Here is a 25,457-nt window from a genome sequence, read left to right as displayed (position 1 = left end):
GACGTATAAGCGCGCCCTCCCTCGAAAAAATCTCGGGATGGACCGGGCCGTGCCACACCGTCCCGGTAACAATACTGCGTTCAGCCGTCTGCGCAACTATCATTGCCGCATCAACAGCTTATGGAGACGATGATGCGCAAGCCACGGGACTATGACGCGGAACTGAAGGCGCTGGAAGACAAGGCGCGGGAGTTGAAAGCGCTCAAGGTGACGGGGCTGGGTGAGCTGGTGATCGCCACCGGGGCAGATGCCCTCACCGCCGAGGAACTGGCCGGGGCGCTGGTCGTGCTGGCCGAGACGAAGGACGCCGCGAAGCGGGAGGCATGGGCGAAACGCGGTGCCACGTTTTTCCAGGGCCGGGCGCGGCGATCTGCTCCGGCATCTGACCGCGATACTGGCAGCGCTCAAACGCAACCAGGCGGCGCGCAACCGGCATCAGGCACAACGGGCGCGGCATGACATGCGGAAATGGCAGGTCGAGCGCCGCAGGCGCACCCGGCACCTAATCGAACTCGGCGGCCTCGTCGTCAAGGCGGGCGTCGTAGACCTGACCAATGACGACCGCGCCATGATCTACGGCGCGATGATCTGGATGGCCGAAAAGCTCAACAGCAAGGAGGGTGAGCGGGCGCGGGAACTCTGGGCCGGAAAGGGAAAGGCTGCGTTCGCGGCGGAGCGGACGGCAGGCGCGCATGACAGCAGAGCACCGCCGCGGGATCGGGCGTGACCGATGGCGGGCGGCTCGGAGAACCCATATCGCAGCGCTGCCCGCCATCATCCGGGCATTCCGGGACTTTACCGCAGTGTCATCGTGCAATGGTGATGGACGGGACACTATCTTCTCGAATTTTCTCTGATCTTCTATATATGCTTCGCTGGGTGTGATCCACGGCGGGAACATGGCCGACGAAATCTTAACGATCCGGCAAGTGGCGGAACTTCTCAAGCTCAACGAGAAGACTGCCTACAAGCTCGCCCTCTCGGGCGAGATTCCCGGCTTCAAGGTCGGCGGGTCGTGGCGCTTCGAGCGGCAGGTCATCGCAAGCTGGATCAAACACAAGGTAGAAGAACAACAAAAGGGCAATCGGGAGCGATGATCCAGCACCACGCCAAATCACTCGCTCACGAGGCGGGCAGCCTTCGCAATCTCCTTAGCCAATACCGGGACTCCGCCCGCAGCGAACGCGAGAAGGGCAACTACTTCGAGCGGCTGGCGGTCGATTTCATCAAGAACGACCACGGTATGGCGCAGGAGTATGAGGATGCCTGGCTCTTTTCCGAATGGGCTGCCACGCATGGCATGGACGGGCGCGACACCGGAATCGACGCTGTTGCCAAGATTCGCGGAGAAGACTCCTTCTGTGCCATCCAGTGCAAATTCTACCGCGAAGGCTACCGCGTCCAGAAAGCCGACATCGACAGCTTCTTTACCGCATCCGGCAAGCGCCAGTTCAGTCGCCGCCTGATCATCGACACGACCGACGCGCCGTGGAGCACCAACGCCGCAACCGCGCTTGACGAGCAGGACAAGCCCGTTTCGCGGATTGGTCTGGATCGTCTCGAAGGCAGCCCCATCGACTGGTCGGCCTATCTTCTCCGCGACGAGGTGAAGCTTGCCAAACCCAAGGAAATCCGCCCCCACCAGAAACACGCGCTTGAGGCCGTCCGTGCCGGCTTGACGGACGCGGATCGCGGCAAGCTCATCATGGCTTGCGGCACCGGCAAGACCTACACGGGCCTTAAGATCGCCGAGGACATGGCGGGCGCGGGAAAGACGGTCCTGTTCCTAGTGCCGTCGCTGGCCCTGATGAGCCAGACCGTCCGGGAATGGACGATTGACACCGCCACGCCCATACGGGCTTTCGCGGTTTGTTCCGATGTTCAGGTCGGCAAGCGCCGCAAATCGGATTCCGACATCGCCGAAATCGAGGTTCACGACCTTGATTATCCGGCGACGACCAATCCGGCGAAGCTGGCGCAGAAGGCCGCACAACCCGCGCCCGACCGGATGATGGTCGTGTTCTCCACCTACCAGTCGATTCAGGTCATTTCTGACGCGCAGCACAAGCACGGCCTGCCCGCGTTCGACCTTATCATCTGCGATGAGGCGCACCGGACCACGGGTGCGACGCTCGAAGGCGAGGACGAAAGCAATTTCGTCAAAATCCACAATCAGGATTTCATCGCGGGCAAAAAGCGCCTCTACATGACCGCTACGCCCCGTGTGTTCGGCGATGTGGTGAAGAGCAAGGCGAGCGAAGCGTCAGCAGTCCTTTGCTCTATGGATGACGAAACCCTGTATGGCGAGACCCTGTTCGCGCGGGGCTTCGGCTGGGCGGTCGAGAACAAGTTGCTCACCGACTACAAGGTGCTGGTCCTCGCCGTGGACGAGCAGATGGTGAGCGGCGGCGTTCAGAACCGCCTCAAGGAAGGCGCGGAACTCAAGCTCGACGACGCGACCAAGATCATTGGTTGCTACAAGGCGTTGACCAAGCATGGCCTGAAAGGCGAGCTGCTGACCGACCCGGAGCCGATGCACCGGGCGCTTGCCTTCTGCAAGGACATCGCCACATCGAAGCTGGTGCAGAACGAATTTGCCGCCGTTATCGCGGAATACCTGGCGTCAGATGAGGGCAAGGAAGCCGAAGGCGATGCGAAGCCGCTGGAATGTCAGCTTGAGCATGTGGATGGCACGTTCAACGCCAAAGCCCGCAATCGCCTACTGGACTGGCTGAAAGAGGAACATGGCGATCATGCCTGCCGCATCCTCACCAATGCACGCTGCCTGTCCGAAGGCGTGGATGTTCCGGCGCTTGATGCCATCCTGTTCATGCACCCACGCAAATCGCAGATCGACGTGGTGCAATCGGTCGGTCGCGTCATGCGGCGCGCACCGGGTAAAAACATGGGCTACGTCATCCTGCCCATCGGTGTCCCCGCTGGTGTAACACCTGAAGAGGCCTTGAACGACAACGAACGCTATCGTGTCGTCTGGCAAATTCTGAACGCGCTGCGCTCCCATGACGAGCGATTCGACGCGATGATCAACAAGGCAGACCTTGGTGTGGACGTGTCGGACCACATCGAGGTTATCGCCATCAGCAACAAACTCCCCACCAAGAAAGACAGTGCAGGTGGAAAATCCAACATCGGTCACGGCAGCGCCGCCGGGGGGGATGACAACCATGAGCCGGGTGACATCAAGCCAACCACTCCTGCCCAGGGTGCGTTCGTTTTTGACGAGTTCTCGAAGGCCATCATGGCCAAGATCGTCAGGAAATGCGGGCGGCGTGATTATTGGGAGGATTGGGCGACCGACATCGCCAAGATCGCCCAGACGCATATCACCCGCATCACCTCCCTTGTCGTAAAGCCGGAAACTTCAGAGCGCGCCGCCTTCGAGACGTTCCTTGGAGAAATCAGGGATGACCTGAACGATAGCATCACGGAACCCGAAGCCATCGAGATGTTGGCGCAGCACCTTATTACTCGACCTGTCTTTGACGCTCTATTCGACGGATACAGCTTCGCCGAAGCCAATCCGGTATCGCAAGCGATGCAGGCTGTGTTGGTTGCACTCAACGAACATAATTTGGCGAAGGAAGCCGAAAGCCTCGCCCAATTCTACGCCAGTGTGAAACGCCGGGCCGAAGGCATCGACAGCGCGACCGCCAAGCAGAAAATTGTCGTCGAGCTATACGACAAGTTTTTCCGCAATGCCTTCCCCAAGCTGACCGACCGGCTGGGCATTGTCTATACGCCGGTCGAGGTGGTGGATTTCATCATCCATTCCGTCAACGAGGTGCTGCAATCGGAGTTCGGCCAGACTCTCGGTAGCCGGGGCGTCCATATCCTTGACCCGTTCGCCGGCACTGGCACCTTCATCACCCGCCTGCTGCAATCCGGCCTCATCAGGCCGGAGGAGCTGGAACACAAATACCGCAACGAGATTCACGCCAACGAACTCGTGCTGCTCGCCTATTACATCGCGGCCATCAACATCGAGGCGGCCTACCACGGCGTGGCTGGCGGCGACTATGTGCCGTTCGAGGGGATTTGTCTCACCGACACCTTCCAGCTTTACGAACAAGAACGCGACCTTATCAGCGATCTAATGGCGGATAACAGCAATCGTCGCACCCGGCAAAAGGAGCTGGATATTCGCGTGATCGTCGGCAATCCGCCCTATTCCGTAGGGCAAGGCAGCGCCAACGACAATGCCGCCAATATCGAGTATCCCAAGCTGGACCAGCGTATCCGCGACACCTACGCCGCCCGCTCCGGTGCCACTAATAAGAACGCCCTTTACGACAGCTATATTCGCGCCATCCGCTGGGCCAGCGACCGTATCGGTGATGCTGGCGTTGTCGCCTATGTCTCCAACGCGGGCTGGTTGGATGCGAACACGGCGGACGGCTTGCGCCAATGCGCGGTAGAGGAGTTCGCCAACATCTATGTGTTCCACCTACGCGGCAATCAGCGGACATCGGGCGAACGGTCGAAGCGTGAGGGAGGCAAGATTTTCGGCTCCGGCAGCCGCACCCCCGTTGCCATCACCCTTTTGGTGAAGAACCCCAATGCTGCCGAACAGGGGCGCATCCATTTTCACGACATCGGCGATTATCTCACCCGTGAGGAAAAGCTGTCTATCGTTGCCCGGTTCGGCAGCGTTGGAGGTATCACCGCAGCCAGTGGCTGGGAGTCCATCACCCCGGACGAATATGGCGACTGGCTGGGCCAGCGAGACAAGAATTTCGACACCTTCATCGCGATGGGTGACAAGGACACAAAGGGCGCAACGGCGCTATTTGCGAACTATTCCAGTGGGCTGAAAAGCCAGAGGGACGTCTGGTGCTTCAACGCCAGCCCCCAAGCCGTAGCATCGAATATGTGCGCCATGATCGACTTCTATAATGCTGAACTGGATCGCTTCAACGCAACCCACCCCCATGCCGACCGCAGGGCGCGTGATGCGGCTATAGGCGGTTTCATTGACACCAACCCGACCAAAATCAGTTGGTCAGACGGTTTGAAAACAGAGATTGTCCGAAACAACACGCACACTTTTGATCAGTCGAATATCGTGTCGAGCCTCTATCGGCCGTTTACTCACCAGTGGCTCTATTACAACCGGACCTTCAACGAACGAGTTTATCAAATGCCGCGCATCTTCCCGATGGGCGATGCCGAGGCGGAAAACAACGTCATCATAGTCAAGCAACGTCAGCATGAAGGCAGTCAGTTTGCACTGATGACCAAGAGCATCCCAGAACTGCAAACCGATGGCGGGACGCAATGTTTCCCGGAATATCTCTATGGGTTGGACACAGAAATAGAGCGGAGCGGAGCGGAGCGGAGCGGAGCGGAGCGGAGCGGAGCGGAGCGGAGCGGAGCGGAGCGGAGCGGAGAATGGCTGCCTGACATTGACGGAATGTCAAGAGAAAAATCTGGTGATTTGCGCGTCGGGTGGGGGCCAGAAGGTCGGCTTCTCCGTCCTGATGACCAACGCGCTGCCAAGCCTCCATATGGTGGACATCGACGGCAGCCAGTGCTTTCCGCTGTTCCTCTACGAAACGGAGGACGGGAAATGAGCGACAAGCAGGCCGACCTGTTTGAAAAAGAAGTTTCTCAGCCCCGCCTCGTTCGCCGCGACGCGATCACCGATCAAGGTCTGGCCCATTTCCAGGCCGCCTATCCCGGTGAGGCGATCACCAAGAAAGACCTGTTCTATTACATTTATGGCTTGCTCCACTCAGAGGACTATCGCACCCGTTTCGCCGATAACCTCTCGAAGCAATTGCCGCGCATTCCCCGCGTCAAGGCCGCTGCTGATTTCTGGGCTTTTTCCAGGGCAGGGCATGCACTGGCGGCGCTGCATGTGAACTTCGAGCAGGTGGAGCCCTACCCCGTCACCTTCATACGCGGCGACACATCGCTTGTGCCGCCCCTTGATCCCGAGCGATTCTATCGGGTGGAGCAGATGAAATTCGCGGGCAAGCGCCCGAAGCTCGATAAATCCACCGTGATCTACAATGCCAATATCACGATCAGCGGTATCCCGCTTGAGGCATACGACTATGTTGTTAACGGTAAGCCTGCGCTCGAATGGGTGATGGAACGTCAATGCGTGAAAAAGGACAAAGCCAGCGGCATCGTCAACGACGCCAATCGCTATGCCATCGAAACGGCCGGCGACCCAGCCTATCCGCTGCGGCTGTTCCAACGCGTCATTACCGTCAGCCTGGAGACCATGAAGATCGTGAGGTCACTCCCGCCGCTGGGAGATTTGTCGTGATCGGCGCAGCCCAGCCCCCATCGCCCTCTGCCGTTACAGCACGCACGTCTGCTGCCGGAAGCAAGGGATTCGAGTTGCAAGCCGTGAGTGAACAACAGAAGCCCCGACGCTTTCGCGCCCGGGGCTTTGTGTGGTTCGCCGATTTCGGTGCAAGCTGTTGTCACACTTCGATTTCTAGAGACTTATGACAGAAATGGTTGCGGGGGCACGCCACCAACGATACTTGCGATTGGTCGAAAGCCAGATCCCGAAGCTTGCCGCTTAGCGTAACGTATTATTTTAGCTTTGAAAACCGATCTTTGACTGCTCCTTGAGCTTCAAACGGCCTGAATTGGACTGGGGCAACGCTCAGCCTTCAGCCCTGCCCCCGCTCAACCAGCCTGTAGCTGGTGCTGCGGCCTCCGCCCTCCTCTTTCTCAAGCAGGCCACGATCAACAAGATCCGTAATGTCGCGCAGCGCCGTGTCGGTGGAGACCTTGGTGAGCTTGGCCCATTTCGAGGATGTCAGCTTTCCCTCAAAGCCATCCAGCAGCCGGTTGATCACTGCGCGCTGGCGCTCGCCGAAGGTCTCGCCCGCCACGGCCTCCCAGAAGCGTGCCTTGCGCAGGACCTGGCCCAGAACCTCTTCGGTGCCGTCGAAGGCCCGGTCCAGGCAGCGCAGGAACCAGTTGAGCCAGCCGGTGATGTCCAGCCCGCCCTTCTGCGTTCCTTCCAGCATCGCGTAGTATTCGGCCCGTTCACGCCGGATCTGGGCCGACATGCTGTAGAAGCGCTGCGAACTCCCCTCAGAACGAGCCAGAGCCATATCGGCGATAGCGCGGGCGATACGGCCATTCCCGTCCTCGAACGGGTGGATCGTCACGAACCACAGATGGGCGATGGCGGCGCGGAGGACCGGGTCCGTCGCGTCCCGCCGCTCGAACCAGTCCAGGAAGGCGGCCATCTCGCCCGGCAATCGCTTCGCGTCCGGCGCTTCGAAATGGACCTTCTCACGGCCATAGGGGCCGGAGACGACCTGCATCGGCCCGGCCTCCGGGGGGCGCCATGCGCCGACGGCGATCCGGGTCATGCCGCTGCGCCCCGTTGGAAACAGCGCGGCGTGCCAGCCGAAAAGCCGCTCCGCGGTCAGCGGCGCCGCATGGTTCTGCGTCGCATCCAGCATCATCTCGACCACACCCTCGACATCGCGATCGACCGGCGCAAGCGCGCCGATCTCCATGCCGAGGCGTCGGGCGATGGAGGAACGCACCTGCTGCCTGTCGAGGCTCTCGCCCTCGATCTCGCTGGACTTCAGAACGTCCTCCGTCAGCGTCTGGAGGACGGCTTCGGCTTGAAGATCGAAGCCGAGCGCCTCCATCCGCCCAACCAGACGGCCCTGCCTGTGGCGAACCGCGGCCAGGGTCGTGCTGATACTGTCAGCCGCCCATGTGAAGGCGGGCCATTCCGCTCGCTGATGGATATAGGTCATAACTACCGCTCCTTATGCGGTGATTATGGCCGGCAATCGCCGCATGGGCAATGAAAATCCCCGCAAATCTCGCGGTGATTATGGAGCCTTTTCGCCGCGGCCATCGCATCAGATCACCTGCCTTGTCCGGTGCTCACCTATATTCTCACCGCATCGACGATGACGGGATCGCGGCAGAGGCCGAGGAGCGAGATAGCGGTGGAAAGCACGCCCGATTGCTCGTTGTCGGATTAGTTGAGCCGCTCGCGAGCGGCACTGGCAACCATGGGGTGCGGCCCGGATTCGCCGAGATGGGCGGTCTTCATCATCGGCCGCAACGTCGAATCAACCGAGCGCGTCGGATCGGAGAGGGAGTTCGTCGGGGTGTTCTGCACAGGCCGACGCAGATCAGGACACCCTTCCATGCTCCGCCAGAAAATCGAGCAGCGCACGGACGCGCGAGGGCAGTGGACCACCCTGACCGACATGCACGGCGTGAAACGCCTCGCGTTCACCCGTATCGAGCTTGCCGAGGACCGGCACGAGTCGGCCAGCGGCAATGTCCTCGCGCACGGTGAAGGCGGCCAGACGAGTAAGACCCGCGCCGGCGAGCGCCAGATGCCGAAGCCCTTCGCCATCGCTTGCCTGCACGCGGCCCGTCGCTGGCACGACGATGGTTTCCCCGTTCTCCCGCAGCGGCCAGCCGTCGACGGCGCGGGCATAGCCAAAACCGAGGCGATTGTGCCCGTCGAGATCGGCGATGGAACGCGGCTCGCCACACCGTTCCAGATAGGACGGTGCGGCAACGATCATCAGCGCCGTCTCGCCGAGCTTGCGGGCGACAAGGCTGGAGCTTTTCAGCGGCCCGGCGCGGACAGCAACATCGGTGCGCTCGGCCAGAAGATCGACCACCGCGTCGGTTTGCACAATGTCGAGCGTGACGCCGGGATGCAGCGCGAGAAACGCCGGCAGTGCCGGGGCGAGGACATGGTTGAAGTAGGAGGCGCTGGTGTTGACGCGCACGCGCCCCACCGCTTGCTCGCCGACGCTTGCTACCCGCTCGGCATCCTCCAGATCGGCGAGAATGCGCGTCGCCCGTTCGTAGAAGGCGCAGCCTTCGGGGGTGAGTTGCAACTGCCGGGTTGAACGGTTCAGCAGTCTTGCGCCGAGGCGCGTTTCCAGCCGCGCGATCAGCTTGCTGACCGCCGAAGGCGTCATGCGAGCGACCCTCGCAGCGGGCGAGAACCCTCCCAACTCGACCACGCGAACGAACACTTCCATCTCGCCGGATCGGTTGACCTCAAGTCGCGCCATAGTGACTTCATCTCATAAGTGATATTCCTTTGCGCAATCTATTTCATCGAGTGTCGAACGTCTATCTTCCTCGGAACTGTTCCGAATGAAGATCGAGATCGCATCATGCCGCTGGCGCTCTATGCCCTGACGGCCGGGGCCTTCGGCATCGGCGTCACCGAATTTGTCATCATGGGCCTCTTGCTGGAGGTCGGCCGGGAACTGAACGTCACCATCGCCGCCGCCGGTCTGTTGATTTCCGGCTATGCCATCGGCGTCACCATCGGCGCACCGCTCCTGACCGCGCTGACCGCTCGCTGGCGGCGCAAGAACGTGCTGGTCGGGCTGATGGTCATCTTCGTCATCGGCAACGCCGCCTGCGCGCTCGCGCCGACATACGGTTGGCTTATGGCGGCGCGCGTGTTGACCGCGTTGACGCATGGCACGTTCTTCGGCGTTGGGGCGGTGGTCGCGACCGGCCTTGTCCCGGAGGACAAGCGCGCCTCGGCTATCGCCATCATGTTCACGGGCCTCACGGTCGCGACCGTGCTCGGCGTGCCCTTCGGCACATGGCTCGGCCAGCACTACGGCTGGCGCGCGACGTTCTGGGCCGTGACGCTGGTGGGGCTGGTCGCGCTTGCCGTCCTTGCCGCACTGGTGCCGCAGGACCGATTGCCGCCCGAAGCCTCAGACTGGCGGGCCGACCTGCGCGCCATTGCCCGTCGCCCGGTCTTGCTCGGCCTGCTGACCACCGTGCTCGGCTATGCCGGCGTCTTTGCCGTCTTCACCTATATCGCGCCGTTGCTCACCCAAATCAGCGGTTTCGACGAAAGCGCCGTCTCGCCGATCCTGCTGGTTTTCGGCGGCGGACTGGTCGCGGGCAATCTGTTGGGCGGCAAGCTGGCCGACCGCAACCTGGTCCGCGCCATCCTTGGCACTCTGGCGATGCTTGCCGTCATCCTCGGTCTGATGGCCTTTGCTTTCGGCAACCAGATTGCGGCCATCGTCTTCACCGGCCTGCTTGGCGCGGCGGGCTTCGCCACCGTCGCACCCTTGCAGATGTGGGTGCTGTCCAAGGCCGAAGGCGCAGGCCAGAGTCTCGCATCAAGCTTCAACATCGGGGCCTTCAACCTCGGCAACGCCATCGGCGCATGGGCGGGCGGCATGGTCATCGACCATGGGCCGGGCCTTGTCGTGGTGCCGATCACGGCCGCGCTGTTCCCGCTTCTCGCCATCGCCACCGCGTTGATCGCCGTCCGGGCGAGCAAGGGCGCGGCCCTCAGCTCTTCCTGCAATCCCGTTCACTAAGGAGTATCCCATGGACTATCGACCACTCGGCAAATCCGGCCTCAAGGTGCCGGGCCTCAGCTTCGGCGCCGGCACCTTCGGCGGTTCCGGCCCGCTGTTCAGCAATTGGGGTAATTCGGACGCCACGGAAGCCCGCCGCCTCGTAGATATTTGCCTAGAGGCCGGTGTGAACCTGTTCGACACGGCAGACGTCTATTCAGACCGTGCTTCCGAGGAAGTGCTTGGCGAAGCGATCAAGGGCCGACGCGATGCGGTGCTGATCTCGACCAAGACCAGCCTGCCGATGGGCGACGGACCGAATGACGCCGGTTCCTCGCGCTTCCGGCTGATCCGCGCCGTCGAGGATGCGCTACGCCGCCTCCAGACCGACTATATCGACCTGTTGCAGCTCCACGCCTTCGACGCCAGCACGCCGGTCGAGGAAGTGCTTTCGACACTCGATACCCTCGTTCGCGCCGGCAAGGTGTGGATCGGCGTGGAATAAGGACCCCGCTTACGGGGTGATCGGCTTCCAAAAGGGACCCCTTTTGCGAGTGGGTCCACAGTGCTCCCGAGGGATGATCGGGAGCCGAGATTGGGATGCTGGTTGTGGAGACGATCGCCAAGATCCGGCGGGCCTATTTCGTCCAGAAGAAGGCGATCAAGGAGATCTGCCGTGAGCTGAAGGTCTCGCGGAAGGTCGTCCGCAAGGTGGTTCGAGGCGGCGAGACGGCGTTCGTCTACGAGCGAAGCGTGCAGCCGCAGCCGAAGATCGGGCCTTGGCGGGCGAGCTCGACCGGCTGCTGGCGGAGAATGCGGGCCGCGCGAGCCGGGCGCGGCTGACGCTGATCCGGGTGTTCGAGGAGCTGCGCGGTCTCGGCTACGAGGGCGGCTACGACGCGGTGCGGCGGTACGCGGCCGGCTGGCAGCGCGAGCGGGCCGCGGCGACGGCGGCGGCGTTCGTGCCGCTGAGCTTCGCGCCCGGCGAGGCCTACCAGTTCGACTGGAGCCACGAGGTGGTGCTGATCGCCGGCGCCACGGTGACGGTGAAGGTGGCGCAGGTCCGGCTTTGCCACAGCCGGATGCTGTTCGTGCGGGCCTATCCGCGCGAGAGCCAGGAGATGGTGTTCGACGCCCACGACCGCGCCTTCGCCTTCTTCCGGGGGGCCTGCACCCGGGGCATCTACGACAACATGAAGACCGCGGTGGACGCGATCCTGGTCGGCAAGGCGCGGGACTACAACCGGCGCTTCCAGCAGATGTGCGGGCACTACCTGGTCGAGCCGGTCGCCTGCACGCCGGCGTCGGGCTGGGAGAAGGGCCAGGTCGAGAACCAGGTCGGGACGGTGCGGCAGCGGTTCTTCTCGCCGCGGGTGCGGGTCCGGAGCTATGAGGAGCTGAACGCCTGGCTCGTCGATCGCTGCGTCGCCTGGGCGAAGGCGCAGCCGCATCCGGAGGTCCGAGACAGGACGATCTGGCAGATGTTCGAGACCGAGCGGCCGAGCCTCGTGCCTTATGCCGGCCCGTTCGACGGCTTCCATGCGACGCCGGTCTCGCCGTCGAAGACCTGCCTCGTTCGCTTCGACAACAACAAATACTCGGTGATGGCGAGCGCGGTCGGCCGGCCGGTCGAGGTTCGCGCCTATGCCGATCGCATCGAGCTGCGGCAGGACGGGCGGATCGTCGGGCAACACTCTCGCGTCTTCGGCCGCGGCCAGACCGTCTACGACCCCTGGCACTATGTCCCCGTTCTGGCGCGCAAACCCGGCGCGCTCAGGAACGGCGCGCCCTTTCAGGACTGGGTGCTGCCCGGCGCGCTCGAGCGGGTGCGCCGCAAGCTGAAGTCCGCGCCCGACGGCGACCGGCAGATGGTCGAGGTGCTCGGCGCCGTGCTGACCGACGGCCTGCCGGCGGTCGAGGCCGCCTGCGCCGAGGCGCTGAGGGAGGGCGTCCACTCGGCGGACGTCATCCTCAACATCCTGTCCCGGCGCCGGGACCCCGGCCCGCCGGCGACGATCATGACCCCCGAGGCGCTGCGGCTGCGGCACGAGCCCGCGGCCGACTGCGCCCGCTACGACAGCCTCAGGAGGGCGAGCGGATGATGGAGCGCAGCGCGATCATGACCACGATGGGCGAGCTCAAGCTCTTCGGCATGCGGGCGGCCTACGACGAGATCGTCGCTTCGGCGGTGAAGCGCCAGCACGAGCCGCAGCGGGTGGTCAGCGACCTGCTGACCGCCGAGCTCTCCGAGAAGCAGGCCCGCTCGATCAAGTACCAGATCGCCATCGCCCGGCTGCCGATGGCCAAGGAGATCGACGAGTTCGTCTTCGACGCCACGCCGATCAACGAGACCCTGGTGCGCGACCTCGCCGGCGGCGGCTTCCTCGCGCAGCAGCGCAATCTGGTCCTGGTCGGCGGCACCGGCACCGGCAAGACCCACCTCGCCGTCGGCATCGCCCGCGCCTGCATCCGCGGCGGCGCCAGGGGCCGCTTCTTCAACGTCGTCGACCTCGTCAACAAGCTCGAGGCCGAGGCCCGCGCCGGCCGCCAGGGCCGCCTCGCCGACCACCTCTGCCGCATGGACCTGGTCGTCCTCGACGAGCTCGGCTACCTCCCCTTCGCCCAGGCCGGCGGCCAGCTCCTCTTCCATCTCGTCAGCCGGCTCTACGAGCAGACCTCGGTCGTCGTCACCACCAACCTCGCCTTCGGCGAATGGCCCGCCGTCTTCGGCGATCCGAAGATGACCACCGCGCTGCTCGACCGCCTCACCCACCACTGCGACATCGTCGAGACCGGCAACGAGAGCTGGCGCTTCAAAAACCGCGCCTGACCCCACCCTCACCGCCTCACCGGAGCGGGAACCGGCCCGTCTCCGCCACCCGCACCGCTGCGCCGGGCCGGGTCCCGCTCCTCGCCGACGGGGGTCCCTATTGGAAGCCGATCAGGGGTCCCGATCCCGCGCCGATTGACAGGCAAGGTCCGCTATGTCGGCGTTTCCAACTTCTCCGGCTGGCAGATCATGAAATCGCTGGCCGTCGCCGACCGTTATGGCTGGCCTCGCTATGTCGCCAATCAGGTCTATTATTCGCTGGTCGGGCGCGACTACGAATGGGATTTGATGCCGCTGGGCGAAGATCAGGGCCTTGGGGCGATGGTCTGGAGTCCGCTCGGATGGGGCCGGCTTACCGGGAAAATCCGGCGCGGCACACCGCTGCCCGAAGGTAGTCGTCTCCACGAAACCGCGAGCTTCGGCCCGCCCGTGGACGACGAACACCTCTATCGCGTGGTCGATGCGCTCGACGCCGTGGCAGAGGAAACCGGCAAGACCGTTCCGCAGATTGCCCTCAACTGGCTGCTGCAACGTCCAACCGTTTCCTCGGTCATCATCGGTGCGCGCAACGAGGACCAGCTTCGCCAGAACCTCGGCGCTATCGGCTGGAGCCTGACACCCGAGCAGGTCGCAAAGCTGGACGAGGCCAGCGCCGTCACCGCGCCCTATCCCCATTTCCCATATCGCCGGCAGGAGGGTTTCGCCCGCCTCAATCCACCGATGGTGGGATAGATGGACAGGCGTGTCTTTAGACGCGATGACGCTCGATCTCCGCTACCGCAAGGTCCGCCATAGCCGAGAGGGCGACTTTGGACGCGCCGTCCTGCGCCTGCACCGACATGCCCTGAATCATCGCACCGACGAAGCGCGCAAGCGCTGCTGCGTCGGTGGCTTGCTTCAACTGCCCCTCGGCGATGCCACGCTCGATCCGCGCTTTCAGCAGATCGAGCGTGGTGTTGCGCAGGCTGGAGACATGACGAGCGACCGGCTCGTTCTCCACCGCGCAGGTCAGCACGGCCGTCGAGATCATGCAGCCATGAGGTCGGTCGGGCCGAGTAAACTCGTGTGCGGATTCGCGAAGCACTCCGGCCAGCGCCGTTACCACGTCTCGGTCTTCGAAGGCGCGCGTCGCCGAGGCTCCGATATGGGCCTGATACCAAGCCAGCGCCTCGCGATGCAGATCGGCCTTCGATGTAAACGCCGCATAGAGGCTTTGCGGCGTGATCCCCATGGCCGCCGTCAGCTCGGCGATGGACGCGCCTTCATAGCCGAGCCGCCAGAAAGTTTCCGTCGCCTTCGCCAGAACCTCATCGCGGTCGAAGGCGGGCGGCCGTCCGCGACGGCGCGGCACATCTTCCTTATTTTTCACATCGATCACTCTAGAAATATCCTTCGAGGTGAGATATTCGGGAACGGTCATTGTGATTATAGAGGACTATCCCACATGAGTCTCCCAGATTTTTCGAGTGCGCCCGTCCGCATCGACGCGGCCATAGACAAGGCCCTAGCCGAGAAGCGTGTCGTCGGAACCGTTGTGCTGGCTGCCCATAACGGAGAGATCATCCATCATCGCGCTGCGGGCTACTCGGATCGCGAAGCCCGCACTCCGATGCGTGAGGATGCAATTTTCCTTCTCGCCTCCGTCACCAAACCCTTCGTGACGGCCGCGGCTATGCGGCTCGTGGAGGAAGGGCGGCTAGACCTTGACGCTCCTGTCACGCGATGGCTGCCGGACTTCTGCCCCACCCTGACGAACGGGACTAAGCCGGAGATCACCATTCGTCACTTGCTCCTGCATACGTCAGGGCTGGGTTACGGCCTTCTCGAACCAGCAGACGGCCCCTATCACAAGCTGAATGTCTCCGATGGCCTAGATCAGCCCGGCCTGTCGCTCGAAGAGAATCTTTCCCGTCTCGCAGCCGCCCCCTTGAATTTCGCACCGGGCACGAGCTGGCTCTATTCGCTCGGGATGGATGTGCTTGGCGGCGTTCTGGAGAAGGTTGAAGGTCGGAGTCTGCCGGACATTGTGCGGGAGAAGGTGACGGCCCCGCTGGGTCTTGAGGATACGGATTTCTCAATCCGCGACGTGTCGCGGCTCGCCAAGGCGTATGCGGACGGCGATCCAGAGCCGGTGGCAATGACGGATGGTATCGCGGTCGCACAGCGGGGGCTTGAAGGGCTGGCCGCGATCTTCGCCCCGTCCCGCATTTTCGACGCCCGATCCTACCCCTCGGGTGGCGCAGGCATGGCGGGCACGGCTAAGGACATATTGCGTTTTCTAGAGGCAATCCGCGCGGGCGGCGCACCGATCCTCACGGCCGGCACCGTCGAATCCATGGTCAAGGATCAGGTCGGTGCCCAAGCAGAAACGCAGGGGCCGGGTTGGGGTTTCGGCTACGGCTGGGCGGTGCTGGACGATCCTTTGCCAACGGGCACGCCGCAGGCGGCAGGAACCCTGCAATGGGGCGGGGCCTATGGCCACTATTGGTTTATGGACCGTCAGAACGGCATCTCCGTTGTGGCACTCACCAACACGGCCTTTGAAGGCATTGGGGGTGCTTTCCCCATCGACGTCAGGAACGCTGTCTATGGATAATACCAACCCGCATTGATCAGAACCCTTGCGCCCAGTCCCGACGGCCGATGGATCGGATGCGCCAGGGTTGGTCGACGAGGTCGTTCCAAGCGGCGCAGCAGTGGGCGACGATGTCGTCGTAGCCCTTGAAGACCCGGTTCGAGAGCCAGTTGTCGCGCATGAACTGCCAGATGTTCTCGACCGGGTTCAGCTCGGGCGAGCGGGGCGGCAGCGGCAGGATGGTGATGTTCTTCGGCACGATGAGGGCGCGGGCGAGGTGCCAGCCGGCCTGGTCGAGGATGAGGATGGCGTGGGCGCCCGGCGCCACCGCGGTGCTGATCTCCGCGAGGTGCGTCTGCATCGCCGGCGTGTCGCAGAACGGCATGACGATGCCGGCGCCCTTGCCCTCGGCCGGGCAGATCGCGCCGAAGATGTAGGCCCAGGCGGTGCGCTGGTCGTGCGGCGCCCGCGGTCGGGCGCCCCGCCGCGCCCATCTTCGGGTGAGCTTGTTCTTCTGCCCGATCCGCGCTTCGTCCTGGAACCAGAGTTCTATGCGCTTGCCGGGATGCGCGGCGCGGACCTCCGCCACGCGCTCCGGGAGACTTTTTTGAAAGCCGCCGCCGCCTCCGGATCCTGGGCGTAGTGCCGCGGCCGCGCCGAAAGCTTGCGGAAGCCGAGCGCCCGGAGTTCCCGTCCCACCGTCGCCTCGCTCACCGACACCCGGAACGCCTCCCAGAGCCACTGCACCAGGTCGATCCGCCGCCAGCGCACCACCCCGTCGCGCCAGGGCTCAGGTCCCGCCTCCACCACCTGCGCCAGCGCCGCCCGATGCTCTGCCGTCAGTGTCGGCGCCTTGCCGGGGGCATGCCGGTCGATCAGCCCCGACGGGCCTTCCGCGTTGAACCGCAGCACCCAGTCCCGCACGATCTGCAGCCCGACCCCGCCGACCCGCGCCGCCTCCGTCCGCGTGCCGCCCTCCGCGATCACCGCCAGCGCCAGCAGCCGACGCACCTGCTTCGCATCCCGGCTGTCCCGCGCCAGCCGGCGAAGATCGTCACCATCCAGATCACCCCGAAGCCCGATCGCTGCCGCCATGGAAAACCCCTTCGTTCTCCATGATGAATCACGACAACGCCCTCAGGGGAATCCCCCGCGTGAGTCAGGACCTATGCGCGCTGGTATTACTCTAAGATTTCAGGCGCCGTGCTTTGCCCGAGCACCACGTCCGCGCCGACGAGCCTCACGTCGCATCCGGTTCAGACAGGCTTTCCAATCAGGCCACGCGCTCCGAGCGCCAGTTGCCGTCCTTGCCCTTGGCGAGCCGCCAGGTCCGTGCCGTGACCAGCGTCCCGCGCGCGGTGCGATAGTCGGGAACGGCGATACGGATGGCATCGCCCTCGGCGTGCCACTCCGCGATGACGGTGACGCCATCGCCGAACTCGACCAGGCAGTCGGGCGCGGCTTGCCCGTCATCGTCGATGGTCACGCGGCCCTTCCGAAAGGCGTGACTATGAGGAAACAGGAATCGCATTCGGTCGCCTTCTTCTTCTCGGGCATCTCATGCTTTGAAGATCGCGCGGGACGATCGCCTGCCATGGGGGCGTTGCGGGGTCTCCCCGCAGAAGGGGGTGTGCCGGCGACCTTGGCGTCGGCCAGGGGGAAGGCTTTCTCCCCTTTCCCCGACTAGTCGTTCGCTATGCGGGAAGAAAGCTGCCGCATGAGCGCTTAACCAGAGTGTCCGCTTTCATGAGGAGTTGCATTCTGAAAAACCTCGTATTGGGCCAGAAATGCGCGCTTGTAGGCGGGCCGAGCTTTGGCGCGGGCGATGTAATCCATGAATACCTGATAGTCTTCGAGTATCCCCGAGCCTTCCAGCCTGCGGATCACCTGGACCATCAGAATGTCGGCAGCGCTGAAAGAGCCGACCAACCATGGCGCGTCTCTAAATGCGGTGGCGAGTTGGTCCAGCCGCGTCCTGATACGCTTGCCCACTATGGCGAAGCGCTCTGCCTGCCAGCTCTTGTCCGCTTCGAAGTATCTCACGTAATCGAGTTCCACGATTGGTGCCTCGACAGTGTTCAGCGCTGCGAACATCCAGCTTATCGCCTTGGCGCGCGCAGCTTCGCCTTCTGGCAGAAGGCCATCATGACGTTGCGCGACATGAAGGACAATGGCCCCCGACTCGAACAGGGCGATACCGTCATCTTCAAAAGTCGGTATCTGTCCAAATGGCTGAAGCGCGAGGTGCGCCGGTTGCTTCATCTCTTCAAACGTTAGCAGCCGCGCATCGTAAGGCTGACCCGCCTCTTCCAGCACCCACCGGACACTCATGTCCCGCGCCAGCCCTACGCCTTTGTCGGGCGAGGCTCTGAATGCTGTGATCGTAGGCATGTTGCTCTCCCACGGGATGAAATCGCGGTGCATTACTAGTCGTTCTTATACCGACATCCGTCATCCGGGACCAGATCGAGGAGGTGACGGGCCTCAACGCCTCGGCCGGGATCAGCTACGGCAAGTTCCTCGCCGAGATGGCCAGCGATCTGAACAAGCCCAATGGCCAGGCGGTGATCACCCCGGCGCGCGGGCCGCGATTCGTGGCCGAGCTGCCGGTCAAGAAATTCCATGGTGTCGGCCCGGCCGCAGCGGCAAAGATGGAGCAGCTGGACATCCTCACCGGCGCAGACCTGCGCGAGAAGTCGGCGGAGTTCCTGCGCGAGCATTTCGGGAAGTCCGGCGACTGGTATTACCGCATCTCGCGCGGCATCGACAATCGCCCGGTCGAACCGCACCGGGAGCGCAAATCCATCGGCGCGGAGGACACCTTTGCCGAGGACATCTTCACCCCCTCTCCGGCAAGGGCCGAAATCGCGGCGCTGGCGGCCAAGGTCTGGCGAAGCTGCGAGGCCAGGGTCTGACCGGCCGCACGGTGACGCTGAAGGTGAAATACGCCGATTTCCAGCAGATCACCCGCAGCCGGACCATCGGCAGGGGCCTGCACGGCGCCGGGGAACTGGCCGGCATCGCCGCGGCACTGCTGGAGCCCCTGTTCCCGGTCGAAAAGGGCATACGCCTCCTCGGCGTCACGCTATCCTCACTGGAGGTGCAAGGAGACGAACCAGCCGTCCGGCAGCTCAGCCTCGGGCTGCCGGGCTTGCAGGAACAGAACAGGAGCGGCGGATGAGACGTAAGGATGAAGAGCGAGCAGCGGCAAAGCTCGCCAAGGCCATGGCGATGATTTGCGTTCGCAACACCATGCTGGAAGACATACACGCGGGTCGGGGGCCTGTGAGCAGAACCGGGGACTTCTCCGACGTTTTTGTCGTCGATGCGGAAGGCAACCGCACTACCTGGACCGAGGTCTCGCGGATCGACGACAGCGAAATGCGCGACCTGATGCGTCAGGTCGTCAACCGGCTCTATACCTTCCAACTCCGTCTCAGCGACCCGGAGTTTCAGCGCTATGTCGATCGCTGGACTGGCGCAACACGGAACTGGGATACGCCTAGGCTTGATGACGGCTTCTACAGGGCAAACCAGTCTCGGGACTAGTCGTGCTCATCGGGGCCGACTCCTCCCTCCTCTATTGCCACGGATGCCGCCTCCGGGTTACATTGCCATCAGGACATGGCTGGAACGTCGCGCTGTGCGAGCAGACGTTCAATTCTCTTGGCGAGCCGCAAATTCGCACAAGTGTCGCACCAGTATTTTCGCGACGCCATGCTGCGCAGGACTACGCCATTGTCTCAATCCACCGCCGATCATATCCCAAATCCCGCCGGGCGCTTCTCTGTAACCTGTTGGAATTCCTATGTAGTCTTATCGGAGGCTCTTCAGGATATGGGACGGGAATGGCTCGGCAACGACAAACCACCGCTACTGCGCTTCGCCTGGTCGCCCAGACCAGTGCTGAAGCCGTCGCGCGTGTTGCCGAGGCCCGCGAACCGGCCCCCCGCCTCGTCGATCTTGTCCGCCAGCTCGCACGCCAGGCTGCACGCGATTTCGTCCAACAGGAGACGGCCCGACAGCCGCGCGACCGCCTCCCTGATTAAGGAGGCCCTCGCATGAGAGTCGCACTCTACGCCCGCTATTCCTCCGACAACCAGCGCGATGCTTCCATCGCCGACCAGTTGCGCCTGTGCCGCCTGCGCGCCGAGAAGGAAGGCTGGACGGTGGTGGAGGAATATACCGATCACGCCATCTCAGGCGCCAGCATGATCCTGCGGTCCGGTATCCAGGCGCTGATCACCGACTCTTCCCGCGGCCGCTTCGATATGATCATGGCCGAAGCCATGGATCGGCTGTCACGCGACCAAGAGGACATCGCCGGAATTTTCAAGCGGATGACCTATGCCGACGTGAAGATGTTCACCCTTTCAGAGGGGGAGATCACCCATCTCCATGTCGGCCTCAAGGGGACGATGAACGCGCTGTTCCTGAAGGACCTGGCCGACAAGACCCGTCGCGGTCTGCGCGGTCGGGTCGAGGACGGAAAGTCGGGCGGTGGGCTCTGCTATGGCTATGACGTCGTGAAGAAGTTCGATGACCGTGGCGAGGCAGTGCGGGGCGATCGCACAATCAACGAAGCCGAGGCAGCCGTTGTCCGCCGCATCTTCGCAGACTACCTCGACGGCAAATCCTCCCGCACGATCGCGATGGACCTCAACCGCCGGGGCATCGCTGGTCCGCAAGGCAGCGAATGGGGACCATCGACCATTCACGGCAATCCGAAGCGCGGCACGGGCATCCTGAACAACGAGCTTTATATCGGCAGGCTGATCTGGAACCGGCTGCGCTACATCAAAGACCCCGACACGGGCCGGCGTGTGTCGCGGCTGAACCCGGACAGCGAATGGGTGACGCAGGATGTTCCCGACCTTCGCCTCGTGGATCAGGATGTCTGGGATGCAGTGAAGGAACGCCAGAACCAGCTTTCCTATGGGCCGGGAGCAGAGAAAACGACCAACTTCATGAATGATCGCCGGAGGCCGAAGCATCTCTTTGCCGGGCTCGTGAAATGCGGCCGCTGTGGTGGCGGCTATTCCATGATCTCCAAGGATCTGCTCGGCTGCTTGACGGCGCGCAACAAGGGCACCTGCGACAATCGGCTGAACATTCGCCGCGATGCGCTGGAAGCCTCGATCCTGAACGGCCTGCGCCGACACCTGATGGAACCGGCCCTGTTCAAGGAGTTCTGCGACGAGTTCACCAAAGAGGTGAACCGGCTGCGCATCGAGCGCGGCGCCGACCTTGAGGGATGGAAGCACGAACTCCAGCGCATCGACCGGGAACTCGACAAGATCGTCGATGCGATCATGCAAGGCTTCCCTCTGTCGAAGCTGAAAGACAAATCCGAGAAGCTGGAAGCCCGCAAAGCCGAGCTGACGGAGAAGCTGGCCAATGCCGACGTGCCTCCGCCCCTGCTCCATCCGAACATGGCGGCGCTTTATTCCCGGCGGATCGGGCAGCTTTACGAGCATCTGCAAGACGAGGACGGTCGCGTGAATGCCGCCGAGACCTTCCGCTCACTGGTCGATCAGGTCACGCTTATGCCCGACAACGGCGAACTGGCCATCGTCCTTCGCGGCGACCTCGGTGCGATCCTGCGCTTTGCTGCGGGCAAGAAAAACCCCGACTTCCTTTCGGAGGCCGAGGCTTTGGACAATCTGCTTTCGCAAGGATCGTTGGTTGCGGGAGTGCGCAACAGACGATCTTTGCGAAATGGCGATGACGATGGGACCCCTCCCTTGGAAGAGGACGCATCGCCGGGATCGTTGGTTGCGGGGACGCGCAACAGACGATCACTGCGGAATGGTTCTGAACAGCAAAAAACCTCCGCGACGGTGTCGGCGGAGGTTTCGCAAGTATCGTTGGTTGCGGGGGCAGGATTTGAACCTGCGGCCTTCAGGTTATGAGCCTGACGAGCTACCGGGCTGCTCCACCCCGCGCCAAGGTCTTTGCCGTGTGCCGATTTTGGCATAGGCGGATGGTTTTCACCGGTTTGTCGGGTTCTGGCCTGACAGCCGGCGGTTCTGTTCGTGTCGAGAGCGTTTTTCGTGGGCTTTACAGGTTTGGCGGTGACCTACTCTCCCGCGTCTTGGGACGCAGTACCATCGGCGCGGCGGTGCTTAACGGCCGAGTTCGGGATGGGATCGGGTGTTTCACTCGCGCTGTTGCCACCAAACCTGGAAAGCCCACGAAGTCCGGCGGAGCCGGGTTTCGGGATACACGAGACGTCTTTCGTTCGTCTTTTGCTGGCGTTGCCAGCGACACTCGGGTTCTTCGACTTCCGGTTTGGAGGACGGTCCTGCCGTCTTCCGGATCGGATGAAGCCTATCGGGCGATTAGTACCGGTCAGCTGAATGCATTGCTGCACTTATACCTCCGGCCTATCGACGTGGTGGTCTTCCACGGCCCTCAAGGGAGACCTGGTTTTGAGGGGGGCTTCCCGCTTAGATGCCTTCAGCGGTTATCCTGTCCGCACATAGCTACCCTGCACTGCCGTTGGCACGACAACAGGTCCACCAGTGGTGCGTTCACCCCGGTCCTCTCGTACTAGGGGCAACTCCTCTCAAGTCTCCGACACCCACGGCAGATAGGGACCGAACTGTCTCACGACGTTCTAAACCCAGCTCACGTACCACTTTAAACGGCGAACAGCCGTACCCTTGGGACCTTCTCCAGCCCCAGGATGTGATGAGCCGACATCGAGGTGCCAAACACTGCCGTCGATATGGACTCTTGGGCAGTATCAGCCTGTTATCCCCGGCGTACCTTTTATCCGTTGAGCGATGGCCCTCCCACGTGGGACCACCGGATCACTATGGCCGACTTTCGTCTCTGCTCGACTTGTCAGTCTCGCAGTCAGGCGGGCTTATGCCATTGCACTCGACGGTTGATTTCCGACCAACCTGAGCCCACCATCGCGCGCCTCCGTTACTCTTTGGGAGGCGACCGCCCCAGTCAAACTACCCGCCACACAGGGTCCCGGAACCGGATGACGGTCCGCGGTTAGACATCAGGCAAGGCAAGGGTGGTATCTCAAGGGAGGCTCCCCGGGAACTGGCGTCCCCGCTTCAAAGCCTGCCACCTATCCTGCACATGCCTGGCCTGATGCCAGTGTGAAGCTGTAGTAAAGGTGCACGGGGTCTTTCCGTCTGACCGCGGGAACCCCGCATCTTCACGGGGAGTTCAATTTCGCTGAGTCTACGTTGGAGACAGCGGGGAAGTCGTTACGCCATTCGTGCAGGTCGGAACTTACCCGACAAGGAATTTCGCTACCTTAGGACCGTTATAGTTACGGCCGCCGTTTACCGGGGCTTCAATTCGGAGCTTGCACCCCTCCTTTTAACCTTCCGGCACCGGGCAGGCGTCAGACCCTATACGTCGCCTTTGGGCTTCGCAGAGTCCTGTGTTTTTAGTAAACAGTCGCCACCCCCTGGTTTGTGCCCCCCGCCAACGCTTGCGCGCCAACGGGGCCTCCTTCTCCCGAAGTTACGGAGGCATTTTGCCGAGTTCCTTCAACGTAGTTCTCTCAAGCGCCTTGGTATGCTCTACCAGTCCACCTGTGTCGGTTTAGGGTACGATCTCATGGAGGGCTATTTCCAGGAACCGCTGACAGGCCGTCCCAATCCGTTAAGGGACGACAAGCTTTGCGATCCGTCACTTCCTCCTGGCCCGGGAATATTAACCCGGTTCCCATCGACTACGCCTTTCGGCCTCGCCTTAGGGGTCGGCTCACCCTGCTCAGATTAGCTTTAAGCAGGAACCCTTGGACTTTCGGCGAGCGGGTCTCTCACCCGCTTTGTCGCTACTCATGTCAACATTCTCGCTTCTGAATGCTCCACCGGTCCCTCACAGGCCGGCTTCATCGCCGAGACCCATGCCTCCGCGCACTCCCCGAGGGGGATGCTAAGAGGCAGGGTCTGCATAGACAGAACGCTCCGCTACCGCGCACCGTAAGGTGCACCCTGAGCTTCGGCTCGTGGCTTGAGCCCCGTTACATCTTCGCCGCAAGACAACTTGTCTAGACCAGTGAGCTGTTACGCTTTCTTTAAATGATGGCTGCTTCTAAGCCAACATCCTGGTTGTTTTGGTCGTCTCACATGCTTTCCCACTTAGCCACGAATTGGGGGCCTTAGCTGCAGGTCAGGGTTGTTTCCCTCTTCACGACGGACGTTAGCACCCGCCGTGTGTCTGCCGGATAGTACGCCTCGGTATTCGGAGTTTGCTTAGGATCAGTAAGACGGTGAGTCCCCATAGCCCATGCAGTGCTCTACCCCCGAGGGTATTCGTCCGACGCTCTACCTAAATAGATTTCGCGGAGAACCAGCTATCTCCGAGTTTGATTGGCCTTTCACCCCTAGGCACACCTCATCCCGACCTTTTTCAACAGGTGTGGGTTCGGACCTCCAGTGCATGTTACTGCACCTTCATCCTGGACATGCCTAGATCACTCGGTTTCGGGTCTGATCCTACTAACTCATTCGCCCTATTAAGACTCGCTTTCGCTGCGCCTACGCCTAGCGGCTTAAGCTTGCTAGTAAGACCAAGTCGTTGACCCATTATACAAAAGGTACGCCGTCACCCGTCATCGATCCGAAGATCGTCGCAGGCTCCGACTGTTTGTAGGCGTCCGGTTTCAGGGACTGTTTCACTCCCCTTGTCGGGGTGCTTTTCACCTTTCCCTCACGGTACTGGTTCGCTATCGGTCAGCAAGGAGTACTTAGCCTTCGAGGGTGGTCCCCCGATCTTCAGACAGGATTGCACGTGTCCCGCCCTACTTAATGTGTCCCATCGAGTTGTCGCATACGGGGCTGTCACCCATATCGCCCAGCTTCCCAACTGGTTCTGCTAACTCTCAAGGCTCGGCTGGTCCGCGTTCGCTCGCCACTACTAGCGGAGTATCGGTTGATTTCCTTTCCTCCGGGTACTGAGATGTTTCAGTTCCCCGGGTTCGCTCTTTTAACCCTATGTGTTCAGGTCAAAAGTACCTGGTTCAACCTCCGATCATCAGAAGCCATGTCGGAGTTTCCCTGCTGTGCGCAGGTCCGCTCCGGCTTCTCATAATCGAAGACTGTCAGGTGGGTTTCCCCATTCGGACATCCCGGGATCAAAGGGTGCTCTCGCCTCCCCCGGGCTTATCGCAGAGTGCCACGTCCTTCATCGCCTCTTGCTGCCAAGGCATCCACCAAACGCCCTTATCGCGCTTGATCCGATCCAGAAGACGACAGGCCCTTTTGCGCGAGGGTGGTTCATCCCTCAACCCGCGTCCCGATCTGGTCGGAAGTCGTTGACCCGACGGCGCTCCCTCGGCAGAGAGGCGCCGCGGCTCGCGAACCCTGAACGGCCTCGACGGCCAGACAGGATCCACGGTCAGTGTCATTTGACTTGGAAAGACTGCTGTCGTTGCAGACGGCCTCGCGGCCGACTGCGCGGCTCCCGCCCCACTTGGCAGGCGCCCGAACAGCGTCTCGTGTATTGCTCTCTTCACGATGTCAGTTGAATGTCGCGATCGTCGATCGGACAGGAAGGCTCATCAGCCGATGAACCTGCCAATCAGATCGTCTCGCGGGTTTTGCGGCTTCGCCGCAAAAGGCGCTGGTGGAGCCTGTCGCGCCAAAGGCGCGCAACCAAAGGCTCGATAGGCGGAACCAACCGAAGGTTGGTGGAGCCTATCGGGATCGAACCGATGACCTCATGCTTGCAAAGCACGCGCTCTCCCAGCTGAGCT

18 protein-coding genes, 2 tRNA genes, 2 rRNA genes and 3 pseudogenes (1 of these 25 only partly in view) are annotated in these 25,457 nt (G+C 62.3%); 13 read left to right on the top strand and 12 right to left on the bottom strand.

Annotated features, from left to right (window positions below):
- Positions 1–132 precede the first annotated feature (132 nt).
- The 4 genes from QM699_RS16315 (at position 133) to QM699_RS16300 (ending at position 6,295) form a co-directional block, all read left to right on the top strand.
- On the top strand, positions 133–459 hold the full coding sequence (locus QM699_RS16315; protein ID WP_415012099.1) for a conjugal transfer protein TraD: 327 nt from the start codon (positions 133–135) through the stop codon (positions 457–459).
- 1 nt (position 460) lies between these two features.
- The gene (locus QM699_RS16310) at positions 461–727 is read left to right on the top strand and encodes a conjugal transfer protein TraD (RefSeq protein ID WP_415012098.1); all 267 of its coding nucleotides are present in this window, start codon (positions 461–463) and stop codon (positions 725–727) included.
- 172 nt (positions 728–899) lie between these two features.
- Positions 900–1,097, top strand: a complete 198-nt coding sequence (locus tag QM699_RS16305) for a helix-turn-helix domain-containing protein (protein ID WP_415012097.1) — start codon at positions 900–902, stop codon at positions 1,095–1,097.
- A complete protein-coding gene (locus QM699_RS16300; protein ID WP_415012096.1) occupies positions 1,094–6,295 on the top strand; it encodes a DEAD/DEAH box helicase in 5,202 nt (1,733 codons plus the stop codon). The genes QM699_RS16305 and QM699_RS16300 overlap by 4 nt, the downstream gene beginning before the upstream one ends.
- 355 nt (positions 6,296–6,650) lie before the next feature.
- Here the strand turns inward: QM699_RS16300 and QM699_RS16295 are convergent, their stop codons facing one another.
- From QM699_RS16295 to QM699_RS16285, 3 genes and pseudogenes are all read right to left on the bottom strand, one after another.
- Entirely contained in the window at positions 6,651–7,763 is a 1,113-nt protein-coding gene (locus QM699_RS16295; protein ID WP_415012095.1) for a Fic family protein, read from the bottom strand.
- Between the two features lie 152 nt (positions 7,764–7,915).
- Positions 7,916–8,119: pseudogene (locus QM699_RS16290) on the bottom strand (conjugal transfer protein TraG); the annotation flags it as partial.
- A gap of 31 nt (positions 8,120–8,150) precedes the next feature.
- A complete protein-coding gene (locus QM699_RS16285) occupies positions 8,151–9,056 on the bottom strand; it encodes a LysR family transcriptional regulator (RefSeq protein WP_415012094.1) in 906 nt (301 codons plus the stop codon).
- Between the two features lie 105 nt (positions 9,057–9,161).
- Here QM699_RS16285 and QM699_RS16280 point away from each other — a divergent pair, with 105 nt between their 5' ends.
- The 5 genes and pseudogenes from QM699_RS16280 (at position 9,162) to QM699_RS16260 (ending at position 13,884) form a co-directional block, all read left to right on the top strand.
- Positions 9,162–10,343, top strand: coding sequence for an MFS transporter (locus QM699_RS16280; RefSeq protein WP_415012093.1), 1,182 nt, complete (start codon positions 9,162–9,164; stop codon positions 10,341–10,343).
- Between the two features lie 10 nt (positions 10,344–10,353).
- A complete protein-coding gene (locus QM699_RS16275; RefSeq protein WP_415012092.1) occupies positions 10,354–10,827 on the top strand; it encodes an aldo/keto reductase in 474 nt (157 codons plus the stop codon).
- Positions 10,828–10,922: 95 nt separating this feature from the next.
- Positions 10,923–12,415 (top strand): annotated as a pseudogene (gene istA, locus QM699_RS16270) (IS21 family transposase); the annotation flags it as partial.
- A 5-nt stretch (positions 12,416–12,420) separates the two neighbouring features.
- On the top strand, positions 12,421–13,152 hold the full coding sequence (gene istB / locus QM699_RS16265) for an IS21-like element helper ATPase IstB (protein ID WP_415009310.1): 732 nt from the start codon (positions 12,421–12,423) through the stop codon (positions 13,150–13,152).
- A 135-nt stretch (positions 13,153–13,287) separates the two neighbouring features.
- Entirely contained in the window at positions 13,288–13,884 is a 597-nt protein-coding gene (locus tag QM699_RS16260) for an aldo/keto reductase (protein WP_415012091.1), read from the top strand.
- Between the two features lie 16 nt (positions 13,885–13,900).
- On the opposite strand, the gene QM699_RS16255 is transcribed toward QM699_RS16260, so the two are convergent.
- On the bottom strand, positions 13,901–14,530 hold the full coding sequence (locus tag QM699_RS16255; protein WP_415012090.1) for a TetR/AcrR family transcriptional regulator: 630 nt from the start codon (positions 14,528–14,530) through the stop codon (positions 13,901–13,903).
- 66 nt (positions 14,531–14,596) lie between these two features.
- Between QM699_RS16255 and QM699_RS16250 the strand changes: the two genes are divergently transcribed.
- Positions 14,597–15,748 (top strand): serine hydrolase domain-containing protein, encoded by a 1,152-nt coding sequence (locus QM699_RS16250; protein ID WP_415012089.1) that lies wholly within the window; start codon positions 14,597–14,599, stop codon positions 15,746–15,748.
- A gap of 16 nt (positions 15,749–15,764) precedes the next feature.
- On the opposite strand, the gene QM699_RS16245 is transcribed toward QM699_RS16250, so the two are convergent.
- The 3 genes from QM699_RS16245 to QM699_RS16235 all read right to left on the bottom strand — a co-directional run bounded on the left by QM699_RS16245 (position 15,765) and on the right by QM699_RS16235 (position 18,118).
- Positions 15,765–16,822 (bottom strand): IS630 family transposase gene (locus QM699_RS16245; protein WP_415009400.1). Its coding sequence is split into 2 segments (ribosomal slippage): positions 15,765–16,342 and positions 16,342–16,822, totalling 1,059 coding nucleotides; the frame shifts between segments, so codons are not numbered across the junction.
- Positions 16,823–17,000: 178 nt separating this feature from the next.
- Complete coding sequence (locus QM699_RS16240; protein WP_415012088.1) at positions 17,001–17,213, bottom strand: hypothetical protein; 213 nt, start codon at positions 17,211–17,213, stop codon at positions 17,001–17,003.
- Between the two features lie 239 nt (positions 17,214–17,452).
- The gene (locus QM699_RS16235) at positions 17,453–18,118 is read right to left on the bottom strand and encodes a glutathione S-transferase family protein (protein WP_415012087.1); all 666 of its coding nucleotides are present in this window, start codon (positions 18,116–18,118) and stop codon (positions 17,453–17,455) included.
- 137 nt (positions 18,119–18,255) lie between these two features.
- Between QM699_RS16235 and QM699_RS16230 the strand changes: the two are divergent.
- Both QM699_RS16230 and QM699_RS16225 read left to right on the top strand, forming a co-directional pair.
- Positions 18,256–18,908 (top strand): annotated as a pseudogene (locus QM699_RS16230) (hypothetical protein).
- A complete protein-coding gene (locus tag QM699_RS16225; protein ID WP_415012086.1) occupies positions 18,905–19,276 on the top strand; it encodes a hypothetical protein in 372 nt (123 codons plus the stop codon). The pseudogene QM699_RS16230 and the gene QM699_RS16225 overlap by 4 nt, the downstream one beginning before the upstream one ends.
- Before the next feature lie 281 nt (positions 19,277–19,557).
- Here QM699_RS16225 and QM699_RS16220 read toward each other — a convergent pair whose 3' ends face one another.
- Entirely contained in the window at positions 19,558–19,920 is a 363-nt protein-coding gene (locus QM699_RS16220) for a hypothetical protein (RefSeq protein ID WP_415012085.1), read from the bottom strand.
- Here QM699_RS16220 and QM699_RS16215 point away from each other — a divergent pair.
- Positions 19,843–21,639 (top strand): recombinase family protein, encoded by a 1,797-nt coding sequence (locus QM699_RS16215; protein WP_415012779.1) that lies wholly within the window; start codon positions 19,843–19,845, stop codon positions 21,637–21,639. The two genes, QM699_RS16220 and QM699_RS16215, sit on opposite strands and share 78 nt — an antisense overlap.
- Here QM699_RS16215 and QM699_RS16210 read toward each other — a convergent pair.
- From QM699_RS16210 to QM699_RS16195, 4 genes are all read right to left on the bottom strand, one after another.
- A tRNA-Met gene (locus QM699_RS16210) sits at positions 21,596–21,672 on the bottom strand. The genes QM699_RS16215 and QM699_RS16210 overlap by 44 nt on opposite strands.
- Positions 21,673–21,793: 121 nt before the next feature.
- Positions 21,794–21,908: ribosomal RNA gene (rrf, locus tag QM699_RS16205) — 5S ribosomal RNA — on the bottom strand.
- Positions 21,909–22,047: 139 nt separating this feature from the next.
- Positions 22,048–24,939 (bottom strand): 23S ribosomal RNA (locus tag QM699_RS16200).
- Positions 24,940–25,389: 450 nt separating this feature from the next.
- Positions 25,390–25,457: transfer RNA gene (locus QM699_RS16195), tRNA-Ala, on the bottom strand (it continues 8 nt past the right edge of the window).

Origin of the sequence: Amaricoccus sp. (assembly GCF_047602525.1) — a bacterium.
Taxonomy (GTDB): Bacteria; Pseudomonadota; Alphaproteobacteria; order Rhodobacterales; family Rhodobacteraceae; genus Amaricoccus.
This window is presented reverse-complemented; position numbering and strand designations above follow the sequence as displayed.

Coding starts and splice junctions, on each gene's coding strand:
- QM699_RS16305 (WP_415012097.1), top strand. CDS start 900: ATGGCCGACGAAATCTTAACGATCCGGCAAGTGGCGGAACTTCTCAAG.
- QM699_RS16225 (WP_415012086.1), top strand. CDS start 18,905: ATGAGACGTAAGGATGAAGAGCGAGCAGCGGCAAAGCTCGCCAAGGCC.
- QM699_RS16300 (WP_415012096.1), top strand. CDS start 1,094: ATGATCCAGCACCACGCCAAATCACTCGCTCACGAGGCGGGCAGCCTT.
- QM699_RS16315 (WP_415012099.1), top strand. CDS start 133: ATGCGCAAGCCACGGGACTATGACGCGGAACTGAAGGCGCTGGAAGAC.
- QM699_RS16310 (WP_415012098.1), top strand. CDS start 461: ATGCGGAAATGGCAGGTCGAGCGCCGCAGGCGCACCCGGCACCTAATC.
- QM699_RS16275 (WP_415012092.1), top strand. CDS start 10,354: ATGGACTATCGACCACTCGGCAAATCCGGCCTCAAGGTGCCGGGCCTC.
- QM699_RS16285 (WP_415012094.1), bottom strand. CDS start 9,056: ATGGCGCGACTTGAGGTCAACCGATCCGGCGAGATGGAAGTGTTCGTT.
- QM699_RS16235 (WP_415012087.1), bottom strand. CDS start 18,118: ATGCCTACGATCACAGCATTCAGAGCCTCGCCCGACAAAGGCGTAGGG.
- QM699_RS16280 (WP_415012093.1), top strand. CDS start 9,162: ATGCCGCTGGCGCTCTATGCCCTGACGGCCGGGGCCTTCGGCATCGGC.
- QM699_RS16295 (WP_415012095.1), bottom strand. CDS start 7,763: ATGACCTATATCCATCAGCGAGCGGAATGGCCCGCCTTCACATGGGCG.
- istB (WP_415009310.1), top strand. CDS start 12,421: ATGATGGAGCGCAGCGCGATCATGACCACGATGGGCGAGCTCAAGCTC.
- QM699_RS16250 (WP_415012089.1), top strand. CDS start 14,597: ATGAGTCTCCCAGATTTTTCGAGTGCGCCCGTCCGCATCGACGCGGCC.